14 protein-coding genes are annotated in these 21546 nt (G+C 48.4%); 7 read left to right on the forward strand and 7 right to left on the reverse strand.

Translation table 11 applies throughout. From position 1 onward, the window contains the following. Positions 1-32 precede the first annotated feature (32 nt). The gene (locus tag WFI24_RS04885; RefSeq protein WP_336759202.1) at positions 33-1283 is read right to left on the reverse strand and encodes an acyltransferase; all 1251 of its coding nucleotides are present in this window, start codon (positions 1281-1283) and stop codon (positions 33-35) included. Positions 1284-1455: 172 nt separating this feature from the next. Next, on the reverse strand, positions 1456-2451 hold the full coding sequence (locus WFI24_RS04890) for an LCP family protein (protein WP_336759204.1): 996 nt from the start codon (positions 2449-2451) through the stop codon (positions 1456-1458). A gap of 184 nt (positions 2452-2635) precedes the next feature. On the opposite strand from WFI24_RS04890, the gene WFI24_RS04895 reads away from it, so the two are divergent. From WFI24_RS04895 to WFI24_RS04915, 5 genes are all read left to right on the forward strand, one after another. Further along, the gene (locus tag WFI24_RS04895) at positions 2636-3187 is read left to right on the forward strand and encodes an undecaprenyl-diphosphatase (RefSeq protein ID WP_336759206.1); all 552 of its coding nucleotides are present in this window, start codon (positions 2636-2638) and stop codon (positions 3185-3187) included. 206 nt (positions 3188-3393) lie between these two features. Continuing rightward, positions 3394-5130, forward strand: a complete 1737-nt coding sequence (locus WFI24_RS04900) for a methyl-accepting chemotaxis protein (RefSeq protein ID WP_336759208.1) — start codon at positions 3394-3396, stop codon at positions 5128-5130. Positions 5131-5471: 341 nt separating this feature from the next. Continuing rightward, positions 5472-8465 (forward strand): glycoside hydrolase family 9 protein, encoded by a 2994-nt coding sequence (locus WFI24_RS04905; protein WP_336759635.1) that lies wholly within the window; start codon positions 5472-5474, stop codon positions 8463-8465. Between the two features lie 88 nt (positions 8466-8553). Further along, on the forward strand, positions 8554-11829 hold the full coding sequence (locus WFI24_RS04910) for a glycoside hydrolase family 48 protein (RefSeq protein ID WP_336759209.1): 3276 nt from the start codon (positions 8554-8556) through the stop codon (positions 11827-11829). A 571-nt stretch (positions 11830-12400) separates the two neighbouring features. Then, positions 12401-13192 (forward strand): C40 family peptidase, encoded by a 792-nt coding sequence (locus WFI24_RS04915; protein WP_336759211.1) that lies wholly within the window; start codon positions 12401-12403, stop codon positions 13190-13192. Positions 13193-13322: 130 nt separating this feature from the next. Here WFI24_RS04915 and WFI24_RS04920 read toward each other — a convergent pair whose 3' ends face one another. Further along, the gene (locus WFI24_RS04920) at positions 13323-14228 is read right to left on the reverse strand and encodes an ArsR/SmtB family transcription factor (RefSeq protein ID WP_442956198.1); all 906 of its coding nucleotides are present in this window, start codon (positions 14226-14228) and stop codon (positions 13323-13325) included. 182 nt (positions 14229-14410) lie between these two features. Here WFI24_RS04920 and arfA point away from each other — a divergent pair, with 182 nt between their 5' ends. After that, positions 14411-15916: an arabinosylfuranosidase ArfA gene (gene arfA / locus WFI24_RS04925; RefSeq protein ID WP_145320764.1), complete on the forward strand. Its 1506-nt coding sequence runs from the start codon at positions 14411-14413 to the stop codon at positions 15914-15916. Between the two features lie 84 nt (positions 15917-16000). Here arfA and WFI24_RS04930 read toward each other — a convergent pair whose 3' ends face one another. Then, positions 16001-16759, reverse strand: coding sequence for an MBL fold metallo-hydrolase (locus tag WFI24_RS04930; RefSeq protein ID WP_336759215.1), 759 nt, complete (start codon positions 16757-16759; stop codon positions 16001-16003). Positions 16760-16889: 130 nt separating this feature from the next. Here WFI24_RS04930 and WFI24_RS04935 point away from each other — a divergent pair, with 130 nt between their 5' ends. Next, positions 16890-17321 carry an Lrp/AsnC family transcriptional regulator gene (locus WFI24_RS04935; protein ID WP_336759216.1) on the forward strand — a complete coding sequence of 144 codons (432 nt, stop codon included), beginning with the start codon at positions 16890-16892 and terminating at the stop codon, positions 17319-17321. 34 nt (positions 17322-17355) lie between these two features. Here WFI24_RS04935 and WFI24_RS04940 read toward each other — a convergent pair whose 3' ends face one another. The 3 genes from WFI24_RS04940 to WFI24_RS04950 form a co-directional block, all read right to left on the reverse strand. Continuing rightward, positions 17356-17856, reverse strand: coding sequence for a hypothetical protein (locus WFI24_RS04940; protein WP_336759217.1), 501 nt, complete (start codon positions 17854-17856; stop codon positions 17356-17358). 104 nt (positions 17857-17960) lie between these two features. Beyond that, positions 17961-19778: an ABC transporter ATP-binding protein gene (locus WFI24_RS04945; protein WP_336759218.1), complete on the reverse strand. Its 1818-nt coding sequence runs from the start codon at positions 19776-19778 to the stop codon at positions 17961-17963. Continuing rightward, positions 19771-21513: an ABC transporter ATP-binding protein gene (locus WFI24_RS04950; RefSeq protein WP_336759220.1), complete on the reverse strand. Its 1743-nt coding sequence runs from the start codon at positions 21511-21513 to the stop codon at positions 19771-19773. Before WFI24_RS04950 ends, WFI24_RS04945 begins: the two co-directional genes overlap by 8 nt. Between the last annotated feature and the right edge of the window lie 33 nt (positions 21514-21546).

A 21546-nucleotide genomic window follows, 5' to 3' on the forward strand; every position in this document is an offset into this window, starting at 1 on the left:
GTCTCCATAAGGGGGACGCTCTTCTTGCTTCATCATGTCTCACTCGTTCCCCGACTGCGGATGGGAACAGGTGATGGGCTTGGCTGTGGTGAATTTCTCTTGTCCGCCGTAACAGATGGATTAGGTCTGGGGCTTGATTTGCGCATTAACCCTACCGTGAAGCGGGAGCCAGGAAGCTTGGACAGCGCCCAACTGATCGCAAGAGCCATAACAACCGTTACAAGGAACGAGAGCAAGGTTATCGGCAGATGCCATCCACTGAGTTGAAGCGGTCTGGTGACGTAAGCGATCGCGTAGATCACCAGTGCATGAACCAGATATCCACCAAATGAGTAGCGGCCTATCCAGGATAAAAGGTGCTGAAACTTCGTGTCTTTGCCTTGCATTAGTACAAGGAAACCGTAGAACATAAGCATCTGAGCCATAATGATCAGGAATGTGGTTGGCTTCAGATAGGTCGAAATATTCAGATTAACAACATCCCCGGACCCGCGTAGCACATCGTATCCAAGCCAAATATACATGCCTATGAACAGACAAATCGTCCAAGGCAGGATCTTGGTAATCAGGCTCCGCCAGTTATCCACTGACCAGGCACACACGGCTCCCAGCAAAAAGTAGAACCAGTACATGATCCATGAATAGGATCGATATCGCAGTAACGTTGACCAAGGCTCGGACAGTGATTCTGTCCAACCACCCATATTATAGTAGGACCATTTCATAAGCAGGGCATACAACGCTGCTGCAAGAAGAATGAGCCCTATCATGACTTGCATGGGCGTGAAACGTGAGGCGTTCTGTATACGTCTCTGAATGGCTTTTGCTCCTGCCAAAAACAGGGGGAACAAGATATAGAACTGAAACACCATAATGACAAACCAGAGATGATATCCCGTCTGCGGGAAGAACAGTTCACGAATGAGACTACGAAAATCGGGTATGCCTGCAGACCAGAACGCGGGGGTGAAGATACGGACAGCAAGCCAGTAGATCAGTGTCCATACGACAAATGGCATATAAATATCACCCAATCGTTTCCGAATGAAGCGAGGATAATCCGGTTTGGTGCTACGATGATGGTAAAACAACATTACACCCGATAGAAATACAAACGTTGGCGTACCGAACCGGGTCAGATGATAAATCATGGTCAGCATAATGGAATCCGGTTGTTCAATATCGGCGCGATAGATATATTCAGCGATCGTATGCTGCATGACGATCGCCAGAAAAGCAATGCCTCGTAGCGCGGTCCATTCCGCTATGCGTGGTTTTTTCACATGTAGTCCTCCCTCCAGGAACCGGAGTTTATCATATAAGGGTACCTGTTAAACATTAAGGCTGCATTAAATGAAGAAAATAGGTACTAAAAAAGACGGCTTCGGCCGTCTTTTTTGTTGATATATCACTCAGGCATATCTTGTTCAATCATGCTCCAGTTTCTTGCTTGTTTTAGTTCATATCCTCTGATGATTGGGTCTCCGAGGACAAGGTATCTTCTTCAAATAGTTTCTGAATGTAGGACTGGAGTTTCGTTACATCGACACCCAGTACCTGTGCTGAGCCCGCGAGTTCATTGGTGAGCAGCTTGTTCGGGGGAATCTGCTGCTGATCGATATCGTTCACATGGATATCGAAGCCAAGTGATGCGAGTTTTAACATCTGAGTTGGACTAAGGTCCGTCTCAATATAGGGAGCGATGGCTTCCAGGATATCCGGGATTTTAAAGAGTGATGTGGTGCTCTGCATCTTCTTGGCTAGCTCGGTCATGAAGATCCGCTGTCGTTCGGTGCGTGTGAAATCCGAGGTGGCATCATGCCGGAACCGAACATATTGCAGGGCGGTCTTGCCGTCCATATGTTGCAGACCTTTTTTCAAGTCAATGTCGTACATATGTTTATCTGCTTTACTGGTGTAGTACATGTCTTTCTCCACATCGATCTCAATGCCGCCTACAGCATCAACGAGTGCCATGAAGCCCGTAAAGTCCGTGTAGACATAATGCTGAATGGGAATACCGAGCAGATCACTGACGGTTTGTTTGGTCAGCTCCGCCCCCCCGAAGGAAAAGGCTGCATTAAGCCTGCTCTTGCCATGCCCGGGAATTGCAACATAGGTATCTCGCAATACAGAGAACAGATGGGCTTTCTTGGTGACCGGATCAATGGAAGCCACCATGACAGAGTCCGAACGCCCTGCATCCTCGCCTCTGGAGTCTCCACCAAGCAACAGAATGTTCACCCGTTCCTGGCCCTCCCACCTGGGGATTGTTGTAGTCGGTTTGTCTGAATCGCTGTCTGTGCCGGAAGAGGACGAGTTGGATGTAGTCCCGGAAGCAGTGGAGATGCTATTGGCAAAATGAACAATCGAATATCCGTAATAGACAATGACACCTGTAACTGCAAGTGCCAAGGTCAGGGCTGTACCCCATAACCATTTTTTTAGCATAATCTTCACCTTTCTATGATTGAACTGATATGTAACCCAAACTAGTTTAACAAAAAGAAAGAAAAATGTCCTCTTTGATTTCGTAACTTCGGTAAAATGGAAGATTGTTTGACAAATAGTTAGTGTATATTTATTATGTAAAAAATAATCTTGTTTTGTGTAAGGGGGGGCATGAAAAGGCGGTATGAATCAATCCATATTTAATTGGATCAATCAGTTTGCAGACCGAATTCCGTTTCTGGACTGGTTTATGATTACATCATCCGAGTATGCAGTCTGGATTATGATAGCACTGCTCGTTATCGTATGGTTTCTCGGCGATCCATCGAAACAGCGAATGGTTTTCTATGCATGTGTGGCTTCCATTGTAGCGCTAGTTCTGGCCAAGTGGGGGATATCACCAGCGGTCGGTCATCCAAGACCTTTTGTGGAAGGGACCGTGCATCAGCTGGTTGCCCATGTACCTGATCCTTCTTTTCCAAGTAAGCATGCTTCCTTTGTATTTGCTCTAGCGGCTGCTTCATTCTTTATTGGACGTCGCTTCGGGTTATGGATGCTGTTACTCGCTGTGTTGACAGGGGTGTCTCGTGTATATGTTGGTGTGCATTATCCTGGAGATATCCTGGGAGGATTCATTCTCGGAAGTCTGCTTAGTGTAGTTCTGATTACAACCCGCAATTATACCAAATCGATTCCAGACTTCTTCATTAACATACACCGACGTGTTTTCCGATAGCAGCTGAATGTGATGTCTAGTGAAGTAGTGATAGTTTCGTTTAATGAAAGAAGTCTCTTATCTCTGGTTCTGCCAAAGATGGGAGGCTTCTTTTGCGTTATATACGAAGTTACATGAAATTTCTAGAAATTGAATTCTAACATCTACAATTCATGACGATAGGTGACGATATACTATAAATATGTATTATTTGAGGAGTGGGACACATGGAAGACACGCGGGGAAACAGGTTGGGGAAATTGAAGTTAACGATTCGAGGCAAGTTACTGACTGGTTTTCTCATAGTCGTAGCTTTGTTGATTATTGTAAGTGGCTATGCGTTAGTACAGACCCAAGATATGGCCAATAAAGCGGGCGCTGTGGATCAGACCTGGATGCCGAGTGTAAGTCTGCTGGGTCAGATGAACGGTGATATTTCTGATGTAGAGCGCTTGGCACTGGCCATCATCGTTGAACAGAACAAAGATGAAACAGCCAAGTTAAATGAAGCGTTACAGCTACTGCTTACGAAGATTGAAGATGAACGTAAACAGTTGCTAACGTTCATTGAGAGCAATGATGAAGCGATGAAGCTCTACAATGATTTTAGTACGAATTATGATGCTTATGTGGCGAAAATGCCAGCATTTATCGAATTTGGTTTGAACAACAATTATGATGAGTCCAGTCGTTTACACAGGGAGGCTTATCCAATGTGGTACACGGCAAACGATTCGATCGCCAAGTTAATTACCCTGGGTAATGAAGGATCGGACGCGGCAACGAATGAATCTGTTGAGATGGCCGAAAGTACATTTAATGTAATTTTGGCAGTGACGATTTTTGCATTCCTGGTAGCTGTATTTATTGCCTTCTTCATTGCAAGCATCATTTCACGTCCAATCAAAAAGATGAATGAAGCGGCCATGGCCATTGCCAATGGCGATCTGACGGGTGAGACGATTGTGCTTAAGAACAAAGACGAATTGGGAACACTGGCAGCTTCCTTCAATTCCATGAGTGGTAATTTGCGCTCCATGATTGAATCGGTATCGATGACTTCCGAACAGGTAGCCGCTTCATCGGAGGAGCTTCTTGCAAGTGCAGAGCAGAATACCCAAGCCTCGGAACAGATTTCCCAAACAGTCGAGGAACTGGCTGTAGGTACGTCTGATCAAGTTGATATTGTGAAGCGCTCTTCACAGGCGATGAATGAGATGGCTCTCGGATCAGAGCAGATTGCCGAGCTTGCTCAGAGTGTATCCGTATCTGCTGTAGATGCGGCGAATCAATCTTCCGAAGGAAACATGATTATTCAGCAAGCGGTTGAACAGATGGGTTCTGTTCGCAATTCCATTGCTTCGCTGACAGAGCTGGTTACAGGGTTGGGGGAACGTTCAGCAGAGATTGGCACCATTACCGAGGTAATCAACAACATTGCCCGGCAGACCAATCTGCTTGCACTGAATGCAGCCATTGAAGCCGCACGAGCAGGAGAGCATGGACGTGGTTTCGCCGTAGTTGCGGGAGAAGTGCGGAAGCTCGCTGAGGAATCTTCCACATCTGCGCAAAGAATTACAGATCTCGTTCAATTGATCCAGAAAGATACGGATCATGCTGTTCAGGCAGTCAAAGTGAATAGCAGTGAGACAGAAGCCGGAATCGAGATGGTTACTGCGGCAGGACAAGTGTTCGAGCAGATCTCGGATGCGGTCAACAAAGTAGCGGGTGAGATTCAGGAAGTATCTGCAGGTTCAGAGGAAATGTCTGCGAGTACAACTGAGGTTGTAGGATATGTGAGTCAGATCTCCAATATTGCCGGAGAAGCAGCAGGCGGAGTGCATAATGTATCTGCCGCAACTCAGCAGCAGCTGGCTTCGATGGAAGAGATCGCATCCTCCGCAGGTTCATTATCCAAGATGGCGGAAGAACTGCAGGAGCAAATTAACAAATTCAAAGTGTAACCAATGAGATGTTCTGATACCTAAGGTGTACAGAAACATACAGACCAGATGGTCAGAATGCCATTCGATCTGTGGTGTTGATTACAGCAACATCGAGAAGCTGTTTCTCTATGGCGCATATGCGTCAGAGAAACAGCTTTTTTTGTCGCTTAACGCAGAGGAGGTCACAACAATGTTATTTCAGAAGTCACCAACGCTTATATAGCAAGTTAAACAAAAGACTATAATGGTAATTAATGGTGGAAGTTACATTGAAATACACCATGGGGAGGAGCGATATAAACTCGCAGTCCAGAGTAATGCATACGGAACATTGATGAAGAGGAGATGAATAATTGAACATGAAAGGGAGCTGGTGGAGACGAGTCGCCATGATCGCGTTATCGGCAGGACTACTGGCAGGGAGTTTATCGATGGGCACAGGAATTCGTAAGGCGGATGCGGCCGCCGGAAACCAGAACTATGCTGAAGCACTGCAAAAGGCCATCTATTTCTATGAGGCGCAGCGTTCGGGTCCATTGCCAGAGAGCAATCGGGTCGAATGGCGCGGCGATTCGGGGATGCAGGATGGGGCGGATGTAGGGGTTGATCTGACCGGGGGATGGTATGATGCCGGAGATCATGTGAAATTTGGATTACCCATGGCTTATTCTGCGACCATGCTTGCCTGGTCCGTGGTGGAATACCGCGAAGGGTATGAGCAGGCAGGACAGCTGGAAGAGATTAAGGATAATATCAAGTGGGCCACAGACTACTTTATGAAAGCGCATACGAAACCAAATGAATTATGGGGACAAGTCGGAGCCGGGAATGTGGATCACGCCTGGTGGGGCCCGGCTGAAGTAATGCAGATGAACCGTCCTGCATTTAAGATTGATGCTTCCTGTCCAGGCAGCGATCTGGCGGGAGAAACTGCCGCATCACTTGCAGCTGCCTCCATTGTATTTGCCGATGATGATCCTGTGTATTCTGCGAAGCTGCTTCACCATGCGAAGGAACTGTATCACTTTGCAGATACATATCGGGGGAAGTACTCCGATTGTATCACTGATGCACAATCATTCTATAACTCGTGGTCCGGATACTATGATGAGCTGGCATGGGGTGGGGCATGGCTTTATTTAGCTACTAATGATAGCGCTTACTTGTCCAAAGCCATTGCAGCTACGGACCGGTGGTCTTCCAGTGGAGGTGCCGCCAATTGGCCATATACCTGGACACAAGGCTGGGATACCAAAAACTATGGTGCCCAAATTTTGCTGGCGCGTATTACGTCCAGTCTGAACATGCCAGAAGCCGTGAGGTTTATTCAATCTACCGAGCGTAACCTGGATTACTGGTCTGTTGGGACTAATGGACAGAGAGTCAGATATACACCGGGAGGTCTGGCGTGGCTGGATCAATGGGGTTCGCTCCGATATGCAGCGAATGCGTCTTTTATCTCGCTTGTATACTCCGACTGGGTCAGTGACCCTGTGAAAAAAGCAAGATATCAGGATTTTGCCGTCTCACAAATGGACTATATTCTAGGCGATAACCCGCGTCAGAGCAGTTATGTTGTCGGATACGGGCAAAATGCACCCCAACATCCGCATCATCGGACTGCTCACGGTTCATGGCTGAATAACGAAGATATCCCGGCTAACCATCGCCACGTTCTGTACGGTGCCATGGTCGGTGGACCAGACGCATCGGATGGCTATACCGATGATATCGGAGATTATGTGAGCAATGAGGTGGCGACCGATTACAATGCTGGCTTTACAGGTGCACTGGCGAAGATGAATCTGTTGTATGGGCAGAATCATCAGCCCCTTTCGAACTTTCCTGCACCTGAGGTGAAGGGTGATGAGTTCTTTGTTGAGGCTACCATCAAATCATCGGGTTCCAATTATACGGAAATCAGGGCACAACTTAATAATCGTTCCGCTTGGCCTGCTCGAATGGGGGATCAATTGTCTTTTAAGTATTTCCTGGATTTGAGTGAAGTGTATGCTGCCGGACGTACGGTATCGGACGTGCAAGTGACAACCTCCTATACGGAGGGGGCGACGGTATCCCAACCGGTTGTGGTGAATGCGGCCGAGCACATCTATGCGATCACTGCAAATTTCAGCAATACGAAGATTTACCCAGGTGGGGAAGGGAATTATCGCAAAGAAGTACAGTTCCGCATTACAGGTCCGCAGGGCGCATGGAATGCAAGCAATGATCACTCGTTCCAGACGCTGACCACAGGCAATCCTGTGAAGAGCGTGTACCTTCCAGTCTATGATGCAGGGGTAAAGGTGTATGGACAGGAGCCTGGTGTTACGCCAGTCACCGTTCCGGGCATACCTGCTGGTGTGCAGGCTATAGCCGGAAGCAATCAGGTTAACCTGACCTGGGCAGCTGTATCCGGGGCCGAATCATTCACGGTGAAGCGTTCCGAGGTGAGCGGAGGACCGTACATATCTGTCGCAACAGGTGTGAATGGACTGACCTATACGAACACGGGACTTGTGAATGGCAAGACCTATTATTATGTCGTGACTGCTGTGAATTCAGCCGGGGAGTCGGCAGGTTCTGTGCAGGTGTCGGCTACACCGCAAGCAGTAACGACAGTTCCGGGGGCACTGACTTTAAGTGGGACAGCTGGCAATGCGCAGTCGGTCCTCAACTGGACAGCAGCTTCGGGCGCTACTAGTTACAAGGTGCAACGTTCGGCTGCAGGCGGAGCATATGCGGATGTGGCAACCGGATTGTCTGTGCTGACTTATACGGATACAACAGCTGTGAATGGCACCGCGTACAATTACCGGATTGCAGCAGTAAATGCGAATGGACAGATACTTTCCAATGTCCTGGCCCTAACGCCTTCTGCACCTCCGGTGACTAGCGACACACTTGAAGTGCAGTACCGCAGTGTAGGGTCCAGTAATTCGAGTAATGCGCTAACCCCGCAGTTCAACGTGAAGAATACGGGAACACAGCCGATTGATCTCAGTACTGTGAAGATCCGGTATTACTTCACCAAGGATGGTACGGAGAATATGACCTTCTGGTGCGATTATGCCCAAGTTGGCGCAGCTAATATAGAAGGGACATTTGGTACTGTAAGTCCGGCGAAGAGTACAGCTGACACATATCTGGAGATTAGCTTCAAGTCCGGGGCGGGCAGTTTGGCCGCTGGAGCAGAGACTGGCGTGATCCAGGGACGCTTTTCCAAAACAAATTGGAGCAATTTCGATCAAAGTAACGACTATTCCTATGATGCATCCATGACGGCTCTTACCGCTTGGAACAAGGTAACCGGGTATCAGGGAAACACCAAAGTATGGGGCTTGGAGCCGTAACTGACGGAATGTCGGAAGCCGAAAAATCAGCATGGGCAGACCAACAGACTTATATTCAATTTCCACTATTTCAGGGAGGTATATATCAATGTTGAAATCAGCTGCGAAAAAAAGTTTAACAGCCATGCTGGCGGGAACCGTCATGTTGACCGGATACACCGGTCTCTGGGCAGGACCGCAAACGGCACATGCCGCCGATCAGGCCATCGAGATTCAGTCAGACAGCATGAATGAAGCCCGGTTTCTGCAATTGTACGATCAGTTGAAAGATCCGGCGAACGGATATTTTTCTCCAGAGGGCATTCCGTATCATTCCATTGAAACACTGCTCAGCGAGGCTCCGGATCATGGGCATATGACGACTTCGGAGGCTTACAGTTACTGGTTATGGCTGGAGACGATGTATGGGCACTATACGGGGGATTGGTCCCAATTGGAAGCGGCATGGGACAGCATGGAGAAATACATTATCCCGGTCAATGAAGGCGATGGCAAGGAAGAGCAGCCAACTATGAGCTTTTATAATCCGAATAGCCCTGCCACGTATGCAGCCGAGAAACCTTTCCCGGATCAATATCCTTCGGCGATTAATGGACAATATGCAGCAGGAAAGGACCCGCTTGATGCGGAATTCAAGGCGGCTTATGGTAACAATCAGACCTACCTGATGCACTGGTTAGTGGATGTGGATAATTGGTACGGATATGGAAACCTGTTGAATCCATCTCATACTGCTGCCTATGTGAATACGTTCCAGCGTGGGGAGCAGGAGTCCGTGTGGGAAGCCATTCCGCATCCGTCCCAGGATAATAAAACATTTGGAAAGCCGAACGAAGGATTCATGAGCCTGTTTACGAAAGAAACGCAGGCACCATCAGCGCAGTGGCGTTATACGAACGCAACGGACGCCGATGCACGTGCAGTACAAGTGCTGTATTGGGCGAAGGAGATGGGATACACCAATACGGCGTATCTGGATAAGGCGAAGAAGATGGGGGACTATCTGCGTTATGGAATGCACGACAAGTACTTCCAGAAGATCGGCAGTGCGAAGAATGGTACGCCAACGCCGGGTACAGGTAAAGATTCAAACATGTATCTCATGGCCTGGTATACGTCATGGGGCGGTGGCTTGGGTCAAGGTGGGGATTGGGCTTGGCGGATTGGTGCGAGTCATACTCATCAGGCCTATCAGAATCCGGTCGCGGCATATGCACTGTCTGATCCGGCAGGTGGCTTGATTCCAAAATCAGCTACAGCTAAGGCAGACTGGAATGCATCATTGAAGCGTCAATTGGAGTTCTACACATGGTTGCAATCCCATGAAGGAGCGATTGGCGGAGGTGCAACGAACAGCCTGGACGGTTCATACAAAGCCTATCCGGCTGGGGTGAGTACATTCTATGACATGGCTTATCAGGAGGCACCTGTGTATCGTGATCCGGATTCCAACACCTGGTTTGGATTCCAGGCATGGTCGCTGGAACGTGTAGCTGAGATGTATTATATTCTCGCCGAGAGCGGAGATCTGAGTTCCGAGAACTTCCAGATGGCCAAAAAAGTCATTACCAAATGGATCGATTGGTCCAAGGATTATGTATTTGTAGATGAGCGTCCGGTCACGGATGCCCAAGGGTACTATCTGAACGCGGCAGGTCAACGTATTCTTGGCGGTACCAATGCCCAGGTAGCAACAACTCCAGCCCCGGGAGAGTTCTGGATTCCAGGCAGTCAGGAGTGGCAAGGTCAACCGGACAAATGGAATGGTTTCAGTTCCTTTACGGAAAATCCAAACTTCCGTGTGGTAACGAAAGATCCTGCGCAGGACACAGGGGTACTGGGAAGTTACATTAAAGCGCTGACTTTCTTTGCCGCAGGAACTCAGGCAGAGAATGGAACGCTCAGTGCCAAAGGACAGGAAGCGAAAGATCTGGCCGAGACACTACTGGATACGGCTTGGGATTACAATGATGGCGTGGGGATTGTAACGGAAGAAGTACGTAAAGACTACTTCCGCTTCTTCGCGAAAGAGATCTACATCCCGGCAAACTGGTCAGGAACCTTCGGTCAGGGTAACACGATTCCAGGTACAGCTGGTGTACCTTCCGATCCGGCGAAAGGTGGCAATGGCGTCTACATTGGATACTCTGACCTGCGCCCAGCCATCAAACAAGACCCGGCATGGGCTTACCTCGATAATCTGTACAAAACGTCTTATAACCCGACCACGAAGCAGTGGGAAAATGGTGCTCCAACCTTTACGTATCACCGTTTCTGGTCACAGGTGGATATGGCTACAGCGTATGGCGAGTATGATCGTCTGCTTGGTGATACCGATACGCCGGAAGTTGAAGTCCCGGCTGCTCCTGTCGGCGTAACGGCTGCTGGTGGCAGCGAGCAAGTCGTTCTGAACTGGAACGCAGCCGCTGGTGCAACGTCATATACGGTGAAACGTGCAGAAGTGAACGGTGGCCCTTATACGTCTGTAGCGACAGGCGTCACAGGATCGACATTCACGGACACAGGCTTGACCAACGGCACAACGTATTATTATGTCATCACTGCGGTGAATGCCGTAGGTGAGTCCGCTCCGTCAACACAGGCATCAGCAACACCGCTGGCAGGTATCGTTGTGCCAGGCGCGCTCACTCTTACAGGAACGGCTGGTAATGCTCAGGCGGTACTGACATGGACAGCATCGACTGGAGCAGCGACTTACAAAGTACAACGTTCGGTGGGTAGCGGGGCATATGCTGATCTGGCAACAGGTTTGACCGCACTGACGTATACCGATGCTACGGCGGTGAATGGTACGGCTTACAATTACAGAGTCGTAGCGATGAATACGAGTGGTCAGACGATATCCAATGTATTGGTGCTAACACCATTGGCCCCTCCAGTCACAACGGGCACGCTTGAAGTGCAGTATCGCAGTGGTGGTTCAGGAACTTCCGGCAATGCGATTACTCCGCAGTTCAATGTGAAGAATACAGGTACAACGGCTGTGGACTTGAGCAAAGTGAAGATCCGGTATTATTTCACGAAGGATAGTGCGGCTGATCTGACCTTCTGGTGTGATTATGCACAGATTGGCAGCGGTAATGTGGAAGGGCATTTTGTTTCGGTAGATCCGGCCAAGGGCACGGCAGACACCTATCTGGAGATTGGATTCAAACCGGATGCTGGCAGCTTGGCTGCGGGTGCCGAGACCGGAGTCATCCAGGGACGTTTCTCCAAAAACAACTGGACTACTTTTGACCAAACGAATGATTATTCCTTTGATTCCACCAATACGGCCTTCAGTGCCTGGACTAAAGTGACAGCGTATCAGGATGGCGCCAAGGTATGGGGAATTGAACCTTAAAAACCTGTTCGAAGAGCTGTAGGGTAATGATATTAATAATGCAGGTTAGCCGGGGAGAAATCCCTGGCTTTTTCTTATTTTGTGAAAATACTTCATATTTGAATGGTTATAACCGAAGAATATAACTTCATCAAGCAACAATGAAATTCGAAATAATGTCACGGACACCGCTGGTATATCGATCAGTATCGAGGGTGGAAGCAAAAATGTGAATACGGGGTACCGTAATCGGTAAATGAACCATAGTAATGTTTACCATATTTGCGATTATAAACATTAAAACCTAGGTCATATGGCGCATGTCCTGGATGAGAAACGACCTAACTCTTGTAGCGTGGAAAAATGAAGCACATCAAATAGTTACAATAATTTAACCTTTGAAAAAGAAGGAATCAGCAGTGAATTTTGCCAGCAGATGATGGACAGACCCTGATACTTAGTGCTCAAGTGTGCCTATATCAATACAGGACTTTCGACTGATGAACGTTATGGATAGCCCGTTTACAATGGGGCAAGCCGGGGAGAACCAAGCCAGGTTAAAATTCTGTAACATCAGGGGGAACTCGACATCATGAACTGGAAGAAAACCATTATTACGGCAAGTGTCACAGCAACGATGCTGATGGGAAGTCTGACGACAGGAGCACTAACGGCACAAGTATCAGCAGCTGCTGTTGACAATTCAAAAGTAAAAGTAATCTGGGGCGTAAACCTTCGCACATCACCAGCTTCTTCTGCAAAGATTGTTCGTATGGTCGCTAAAGGGGAAACGGTAACGGTGCTTCAGCAATCCGGTTCGAATTGGTATAAAATTAAGGATTCTGCTAATCGGACAGGCTACATATCTTCTTCATCCAAATACACACAAGCAGTTAGTGGCAGCACAAGTGGATCAGGTTCGAGTGGTACAACGGTAACCGGTAATGCAGCTGTGGAGAAAGTGATTGCTGCAGGGATGAAATATTGGGGGACACCTTATGAATTCGGAGCCAGTCGCAGTAGCACAGCGACGTTTGACTGTTCCAGCTTTGTGCGTCAAGCCTTCATCGATGCATTGGGCATCAAACTTCCAGCGGATTCTCGCAAACAGGGAGCCTATGTAAAAGCGAAAGGTTCGGTTCAGACGAATTGGAAAAACCTGAAACGTGGAGATCTGATGTATTTCATGTCTTATAAAGGCAGTTCTGCATCATCGTATTCGGGCGTGAATAAATCTAGCGCAACCATTACGCACACAGGGATTTACCTGGGCGATGGAAAAGTATTACACACCTATTCCAACGCTGGCGGTGGTGTAACCACTAGTGATATCTCCGGCAAACACTGGGAGTATCGCTTCCTGTTTGGTGGCAGTGCACTGTAGGTCAGAACAAGAATCTTTTTAGATATTCTACGATATTCTACACATGTTCGAATGCATAATTAAACACCTTCCATATGCCTTTAAAAGGCGAGTGGAAGGTGTTTTTGTGTTATTTGTTATCCCGATGGACTCAATCCTGATAGTACAGTCGGAACAGGATATCCTGATTGTAGTTGCCGAATCCCTCACCGTATAAGGTAAGACCGCCTACATGCTGAGCATCTTCCTCCACCGAAAGACGAAGAGTCCACTGGTTGCGTTCAACCGGGATATCTGCGAGTGTAATTTCGGATAGATGTTGTCCATCGATAAACGTACCTTCATTCGTAATTCGCAGCACCTTGAGCATGCCATATTGATTGATACTGTCACTCCACCATTCCGGGGTGAACATGCCGCGGCCGTTGCCTGAATCTCCAGGGCTTGTCCATTCCCCCAATGGGATGCCATTAAGCATAAATGTAATATCTGAGGGCCAATTCGGATTCACCGAAGGGGCTTCTGATCCAATTTCCAGAGATAATTCAATGGCATTGATCTGCTGTCCGGATAAGATATAGTTTGGGATTTTGTACTCCACGAATCCACGGCCAAACCACAGAATATGGGCATGCATCCGCTCGGGGTCTAGAAAATAACGAGGGTCATCGTACTGTCCAATGACCTGAGTGGATGTAGCCAGACCACATGTCGGATAGACGTCAAAGTGAGTATAGTGTCCCACAGGGACGGAAACCTCGTGCAGCTTGCGGGCTGTCCCGCTTTCCTGGGGCATGGAGATGCCAATCCAATCTACAGCAAGACTGTTCATTTTATGGGTGCCGCCATCTTTGCGTATCATTTTGGACTGAATAATGCCCACATCCTGAAGTTTGCGGACATGCATGGTCACGATGGCACTACTCAAACCCAGTGAAGCAGCGAGGTCCTTCACATTCATGGGTGTCTCTGCAACCAGGCGGATGATCTGTAAACGGACTTCACTGGCGAGTGCTTCATATAGAGGGAGCCATTCGGCATCGGTATTTGCTCTAATCACAATTGTTCCTCCAATTTTCGTGTATAGAATTAAGTTAAACATAAATCCAGTGAAAATAATAACATTTTGCAAAATTCCTGTTGAAATTAAGGCTATAATCGATTTTAATATAAATATGAACGTTGATCCATAGAATATCAATTAATTTTTATATTAATCTAAGGGAGTTGAAATTCTTTATGGAAAAAGCAAAAATGACGGTAGACAAGGATTTTACAATTGGCGTAATTGATAAGCGTTTATACGGTTCGTTCATTGAGCATCTCGGACGTGCCGTGTACGGTGGAATATATGAGCCAGGACATCCATCGGCGAACGAACAGGGTTTTCGCACAGATGTGCTGGAGATGGTCAAGGAGCTTCAAGTACCGATTGTACGTTACCCTGGGGGTAACTTTGTATCCGGTTACAATTGGGAAGATTCGGTTGGACCTGTGTCTGAGCGCAAACGCAGACTTGAACTGGCTTGGAGAACGATTGAAACCAATGAATTTGGCTTCAACGAATTCGTGGACTGGGCGAAACAGGCCAATTCCGAAGTGATGATGGCGGTCAATCTGGGAACACGGGGTACGGATGCAGCTCGTAATATTGTGGAATACAGTAACCATCCGGAAGGTTCGTATTATAGTGATCTTCGAATCAAGCATGGTTATAAAGAGCCTCATGCGATCAAAACATGGTGTCTGGGTAACGAGATGGATGGCCCTTGGCAGATTGGTCACAAAACGGCAGAAGAGTATGGACGGTTAGCTGTGGAAGCGGCAAAAGTCATGAAGTGGACGGACCCGACGATTGAGTTGGTAGCCTGCGGAAGTTCGAACCTGAACATGCCATCGTTCCCGGAGTGGGAAGCAACGGTGCTGGATCATACGTATGATCACGTGGAGTATCTGTCCTTACATCAATACTACGGCAACCAGGAGCAAGATACGCCAACGTTCCTCGCACGCTCGCTTGAAATGGATCGTTTTATCGATACGGTGAAGGCGACCTGTGATTATATCAAAGCGAAGAAGCGCAGCAAGAAGACGATGTATCTGTCCTTTGACGAGTGGAATGTATGGTATCACTCCAATGAAAATGATTCGAAGATGGACCCATGGCAGATTGCTCCGCCACAGCTTGAGGATATCTACAATCATGAGGATGCACTGCTTGTCGGCTGTATGCTTATCAGTATGTTGAAACATGCGGATCGGGTCAAAATGGCATGTCTGGCACAACTCGTTAACGTGATTGCACCGATTATGACAGATACGGGCGGTGGTTCATGGAGACAGACGATCTTCTATCCATTCATGCATACGTCTCTCTTCGGACGCGGAACAGCATTGGTGCCATTGATCCAGTCTCCGAAATACGATACAAAACAAATCACAGATGTACCTTATCTGGAAGCTATTGCGGTGCATAACGAAGAACAGGGTGAAGTGACTGTATTTGCAGTCAACCGCCATCTGGAAGAATCCCTTCCGCTCGAAGTGGACCTGCGCAGCTTCGGGAAGTGTACCGTGATCGAGCACATCGTGCTGGAAAGTGATGATCTCAAAGCATCTAATACGGCAGCACAACCGAATCGTGTGGCTCCTCATAATCGTGGGGGTGCAGTCATCTCCGATACCCTGATTACGGCGAGCCTGGCGAAAGCATCATGGAACGTGATTCGTTTGAAAGTCCAGTAATGGATTAGCGTACTTCTGGAATCAAAAAAAGCTGTGTGCGAGTTCATCGCATCCAGCTTTTTTTGTCATGTGCTACGGTCTCACTTACGCTTTAAACTCAAAACTTTCGCCATCGCGTGGAATGAGCACCTGACCGTCCAACTGCTCGGATGCCAGATAAGTGGCGAGATCCGTGCGAGACACCACACAATGGTTAATCGCATCCATGTGCACAGCGATGACATGAGCAGATGGCGCATGGCGCTTCACGGCTGCAACATCAGGCCCGTCCATTGTAATGGGATCACCCTCTACGAAGCGAGCTCCTCCGGCGTTTAGGACAATGACTTCAGGGCTGTATTGGCGAATAGCCTCGGCGGGTTCTTCACACCAGATCGTATCCCCGGCAATGTACGTGACAGGTTCTCCATTTGCTTCGAGTACAAAGCCGGACACCTTGCCCATATGTTCGCCGATTTCACCCGTACCATGACGCCCGGAAGTACGGGCGAATCGGACAGAGTGATGCTCATGCTTCTCATCTACAGCTGTTACATCCGTGAATCCAGCCTCCAGAAATACGTTCTCGTCCCCAGGCTGGCAGATCAGCGGGATGTCCTTGCGAAATTGCTTCGTTGCTGCTTCATCCCAGTGGTCCAGATGGGTGTGTGTGATAATCAACAGATCCGGATTCAGATAATCCGTTTCGATTTCAGGCAGACCGACTCTCGGGTTACGTAGCTCATTCGGTGTGTTTGGAAATGCAGGCATGACTTCAGCGTCCATCAACATCGGATCAACGAGGATATTCAGCCCTCCGAATTCCAGCCAGAGTGTAGCATGGCGAATCAATTGAATTTTCATTATATTTGCACTCCTTCAGGTTGTTTAATAGTATTACCCTATATGGTATACAACCCCTTTGACGTCGTACATAACATGATGAATGGAAACAGGCTGCACTAATTTCACGGTGAAAGGATTGCTGAAGCTAATGAATGAAACGATAGATCACACAGATATACGCATTCTGCAGATCCTGATCCGGGATGCCAAGCGTTCTCACAAAGAGATTGGTGAAGAGGTGCACCTTACAGGGCAGGCTGTTGGTGCAAGGGTGCGTAAGTTGCAAGATCTGGGTGTAATCGAAGGGTACACGGTAAAATGGAACCCCGAACGTGTAGGCCTCGGCCTACAGGCTTTTGTCACGGTTTTTCTGAACTCCGGCGACAGACATACCGCCTTTCGTGCATTTACTGCCGAACGTGAGGACATCGTTGAAGTCCATCGTGTGAGCGGAGAAGGCTGTTATCTGATGAGAGTGCAGACCAGTAACACAGAGCAGTTGGGTCAACTGCTGGAAGCTTTGCTGCCTTACGGCAATTACAAAGTCAGCCTGTCCATAGGTGTAGAGAAATCACGGTGATGTGTGGGAAGCTTGTCCTTATCCATCCCGATGCTCATAGAGCTTGCTGCTGTTCCTGTAAAGCCTGCTGAAGCAAAGTCACTGCCTGATTCAGTTCTTTTTTGCTGAGCAGGTGATCGGTCTGAACGTGAGATCGCGTGCCGTCCTTGAGGTACAGGACAAACATGGGTGAGGTGGATAGTAGCCACTTACTACGAGCGGGTGAGGCGAGTTCAACTTTACGAATCTGGCTCCAAGGAATCTTCCGTTTGCCAGTACGTACAGACTCATCATCCCAAGACAACAAAACAGCGGGGGTTCTGGTTAGTCGAGACAGGAACATGAAGAACAATGGCCCGATCAACCACATGCCCAGTACGGCTGCGATGGAATAGTATATCGTCTCCAGTCTTTCGGCTTGTCCATCTACGATGATCCACAACAGGATCACGCACAAGAGAAGGAACAACAAGCATAGACTTCCTTTCCAGAGAGCCGTGCTGCGACGGTAACGAATCTGCTGACCGTCATGCTTGGGTGTTTCAGGTTGTTGCATAGATACTCCTCCTCATGAACATTGCTGATCGATATGCCAAACGTGCCGCCTGCATGAGCAGAGCGGCATGTTCAACGTTCTTTGTATAATATAACTCAGGTTCATTACCCGGATATAGCTGAATTTTTACCTGCATCACGCGCATGGGTGTACAAGTCTGCATACACGCCTTTGGCAGCGATCAGTTCCTTGTGTGGGCCTTCCTCCACAATTTCCCCATTCTCCATCACCAGAATTCGATCGGCGTGCATCACGGTGGACAGACGATGGGCAATGACGATGGTTGTGCGTCCTTGGGATACCGATTCCAGCGCTTGCTGTACGAGCTGTTCGGTATGTGAGTCCAGATTGGCGGTTGCTTCATCCAGAATGAGCACGCGAGGCTGGAACACCACGATCCGGGCAAACGAGATCAACTGCCGCTCCCCGGCAGACAGACCGCTTCCGCGTTCGGATAGATGCGTATCATACCCTTGAGGCAAACGTGAAATCATCGCGTGTGCTCCGACAAACCGGCAGGCCTCAATCGCCTGCTCTCTCGTAATATCCTCACGAAACATTCTCACATTATCAATAATGGAACCGGAGAACAGGAAGGGTTCCTGTTGAATCAGACCCACGATACGATGAAGCTTAGCCTGCGGCAGATGCCTGATATCCGTACCATCAATCTCGATACTGCCCTTATCTACATCATAGAAGCGATTGAGCAGGGAGATCAGTGTACTTTTGCCAGCACCTGTTGTTCCAACGATACCTACCATTTCACCCGGATAGAGGTGCAGGTTCATCTGCTGGATCAAGGGCCGATCTGCCTGATAACCGAACGATACATCATTAAAATCAATCTGCCCCATCACGTTCCGAGGTTCCAGTGACGAAGCCTGTTGAGGTTCGGGATCGGCCACTTCAGGCCGCGTATTCAGAATGTTCCAGATGCGATCCATCGACACAGTGGTCGATTGGAATGTATTCCATTGCATCGTAATCTGGTTAATCGGTTGAAAGAACTGACGAATATAGCTGATAAACGCATACAATACCCCGACTTGCAGGGACTCACCCAATACGGCGCGACCTCCAAGCCAGACCATCATGACCAGTGCCGCATTACCAAGGATATCAAACGTGCGGTTGAATATGACATTGGAACGGGCTTGCGCAATGTTGGCTTTCAGATGGAGTGCATTCTGTTCCGAGAAACGTTTCTTCTGTTCTTCTTCCTGGTGAAAAGCTTGAATCAGGAACATGCCGGACAAGTTCTCTGCCGTAAATGCGATCAAACGGGAAAGACGCGTACGAGCATTTTGATAAGCTTTCCGCAGTCGACTACGGAATAATACTGCAACAACGGCAATGACAGGCAGCACGATCAGGGAGTAACTCGCCAGTACAGGATCAAGCTGGAACATAAAGACGATAATGAGCACCAGCATCATGCCATCTCGAATCAGACTGAGCAGTACTTGAGTGAAAAAGCTGCTGATGGTTTCCGTATCACTGGATACGTTCGTAACCAGACTGCCGATATGGAAACGGTCAAAGAAGGACATGGACATTTTGGAGATATGCTTGAACAGGTCCTTTCGGATCCGGGATACAATGTTCTGTCCCACATGCTGCAACAGATTATTCTGGATATAGGTAAAAATAAAACTGATGACAGCCAGCCCGAGAAAAATGGCTGCGAGTTGAACGAGAAAGCCCACACTGGTCTGGCCTATGGCCAGATGATCATCGATGGCGATCTTCACCAGATAGGGTTGCAGCAGATCTGCCGATATGCCAAGCAGTGAACAGAAGAAGATACCGGCAAAGGCCCATTTATGAGGTTTGGCGTATGCCATCATGGCCTTGAACGAAGTTCGTTTACTCTGATCGGCCTCTGGATCTGGGCGAAGTTCAGCCTTAGCGTTAGACATGATGCAATCCCTCCTCCTGCAAACGATAGGTTGCCGCATATAATCCCTTGGCAGCCATCAGCTGAGCATGTGTTCCCTGTTCAGCAACTCGCCCTTCATCCAGAACGATAATATCGTCGGCATGACGGACTGCGCTGATACGGTGAGAGATGATTAATGTGGTTTTGCCTTTGCCGATCTCACGCAGGCTGCGCAGAATACCACTCTCTGTGACAGCATCAACCGCGCTCATGCTGTCATCCAGAATAAGTAACTGTGCTTGCTTGATCAGTCCTCTTGCGAGGCTCGTTCGTTGACGCTGTCCGCCAGATAGCGTAAGCCCACGTTCGCCAAGTCGTGTATCGAAGCGGTCGGGGAATCGGACAATATTGTCATAGATCATGGCTTGGCGCGCACTATGCTCCACCGTATCCAGCGATACTTCCCGGTCGCTAAATGCAATGTTATCGCGGATGGTGGTGCTAAACAGGAATCCATCCTGAGGGACATAGGCGATGCGGGATCTAAGACTTTCGAGCGATAACTGCCGAATATCTGTACCATTGATGCGGATCGATCCTTCAGGTGGTTCATATGTACGTAGCAATAACTTAACGAGGGTGCTTTTACCAGAACCTGTTTTGCCTACAATACCGACGGTTCGCCCGGCACGGATATTCAGTTGAATGTTTTGGAGAGCAGGAGATGAACTGCCAGGATAGGAGAAGGTTAGATTCTCCATGGTGATATCTTGTACGGTTTGGAGCGCTGTGGCTTCAGGAAGTTCACGTACATCGGCTACTTCGCTCAGCAGGTCATTCACTCGCTCCAGGGATGCCCCCGAGCGCTGGACAGTATTAATGACATTGCCGATCTGTTGAAGCGGTCCCATGATAATGCGCAGATATAACGTTAAGGCGACAAAACTTCCGAGTGTAATGGAATTTTGCATGGTCATCATTCCTCCAACAAGAAGGGAAACAACCAATGAGATCGCTCCGAGCAGCGGGAGCAAAGCCTGAAACAGGGAAGACAGGCGGACAAGCCGCAGCTGTTTGCTTTTGATCGCATCGACGGTGGTTCCAAAACGTTCACGGGCACTGTCTTCGATGGCAAATGTCTTGGTTACGCGAATACCACCCAGTTGTTCTTCTGCGGACTCCGTCATGGTCGCAAGGGCCTCCTGTACGTCACGAGAGCGCTTGCGAATTCGCGGACCGAAAAACACAACCAGAAATGGAATGGCCAGCAAGGGCACGATACTAATCAGAATAAGAGACAATGGAATCCCGCTAAGCAACATCATGACGATACAGGATAATAAGAGGAAGGTGGCATTAGTCATGAGCGTCACGCCGTTCGATATGGCTTCACGTACGGAAGTCACATCATTCATGAAATAACTGAGCAGTTTACCGTTCCCCTGTTTGGAGAAATAATGCTCACTAAGTTCGGAAAACTTACTGAATATACGCTCACGCGTCATGAATTCGAACCGTCGACCGAGCTTCATAATCATGAATTGCCCGGTACCGAAGAGCAGATTATACCCGATGGCAATAGCCAGAAGGGAAAGGCTGTACCTTACGACTGTCTGCATCTGAAGTGTATTCTGCATCAACTGGTCGGTGAAACTGCCCAGTATGCGGGGGAGGGATGCCTGCCCGACATTGGAGGCAATAATCAGAAGAACAGCAATCAGATATACAGGCCAGTTCGACACAACATAACCGCGAAGTAATCCTTTCTTGGACATAAGCGTTGTTCTCCTTTGGTATAGGTGAAGTCA

This window comes from Paenibacillus sp. USHLN196, from assembly GCF_037144955.1.
Taxonomy (GTDB): domain Bacteria; phylum Bacillota; class Bacilli; order Paenibacillales; family Paenibacillaceae; genus Paenibacillus; species Paenibacillus xylanexedens_C.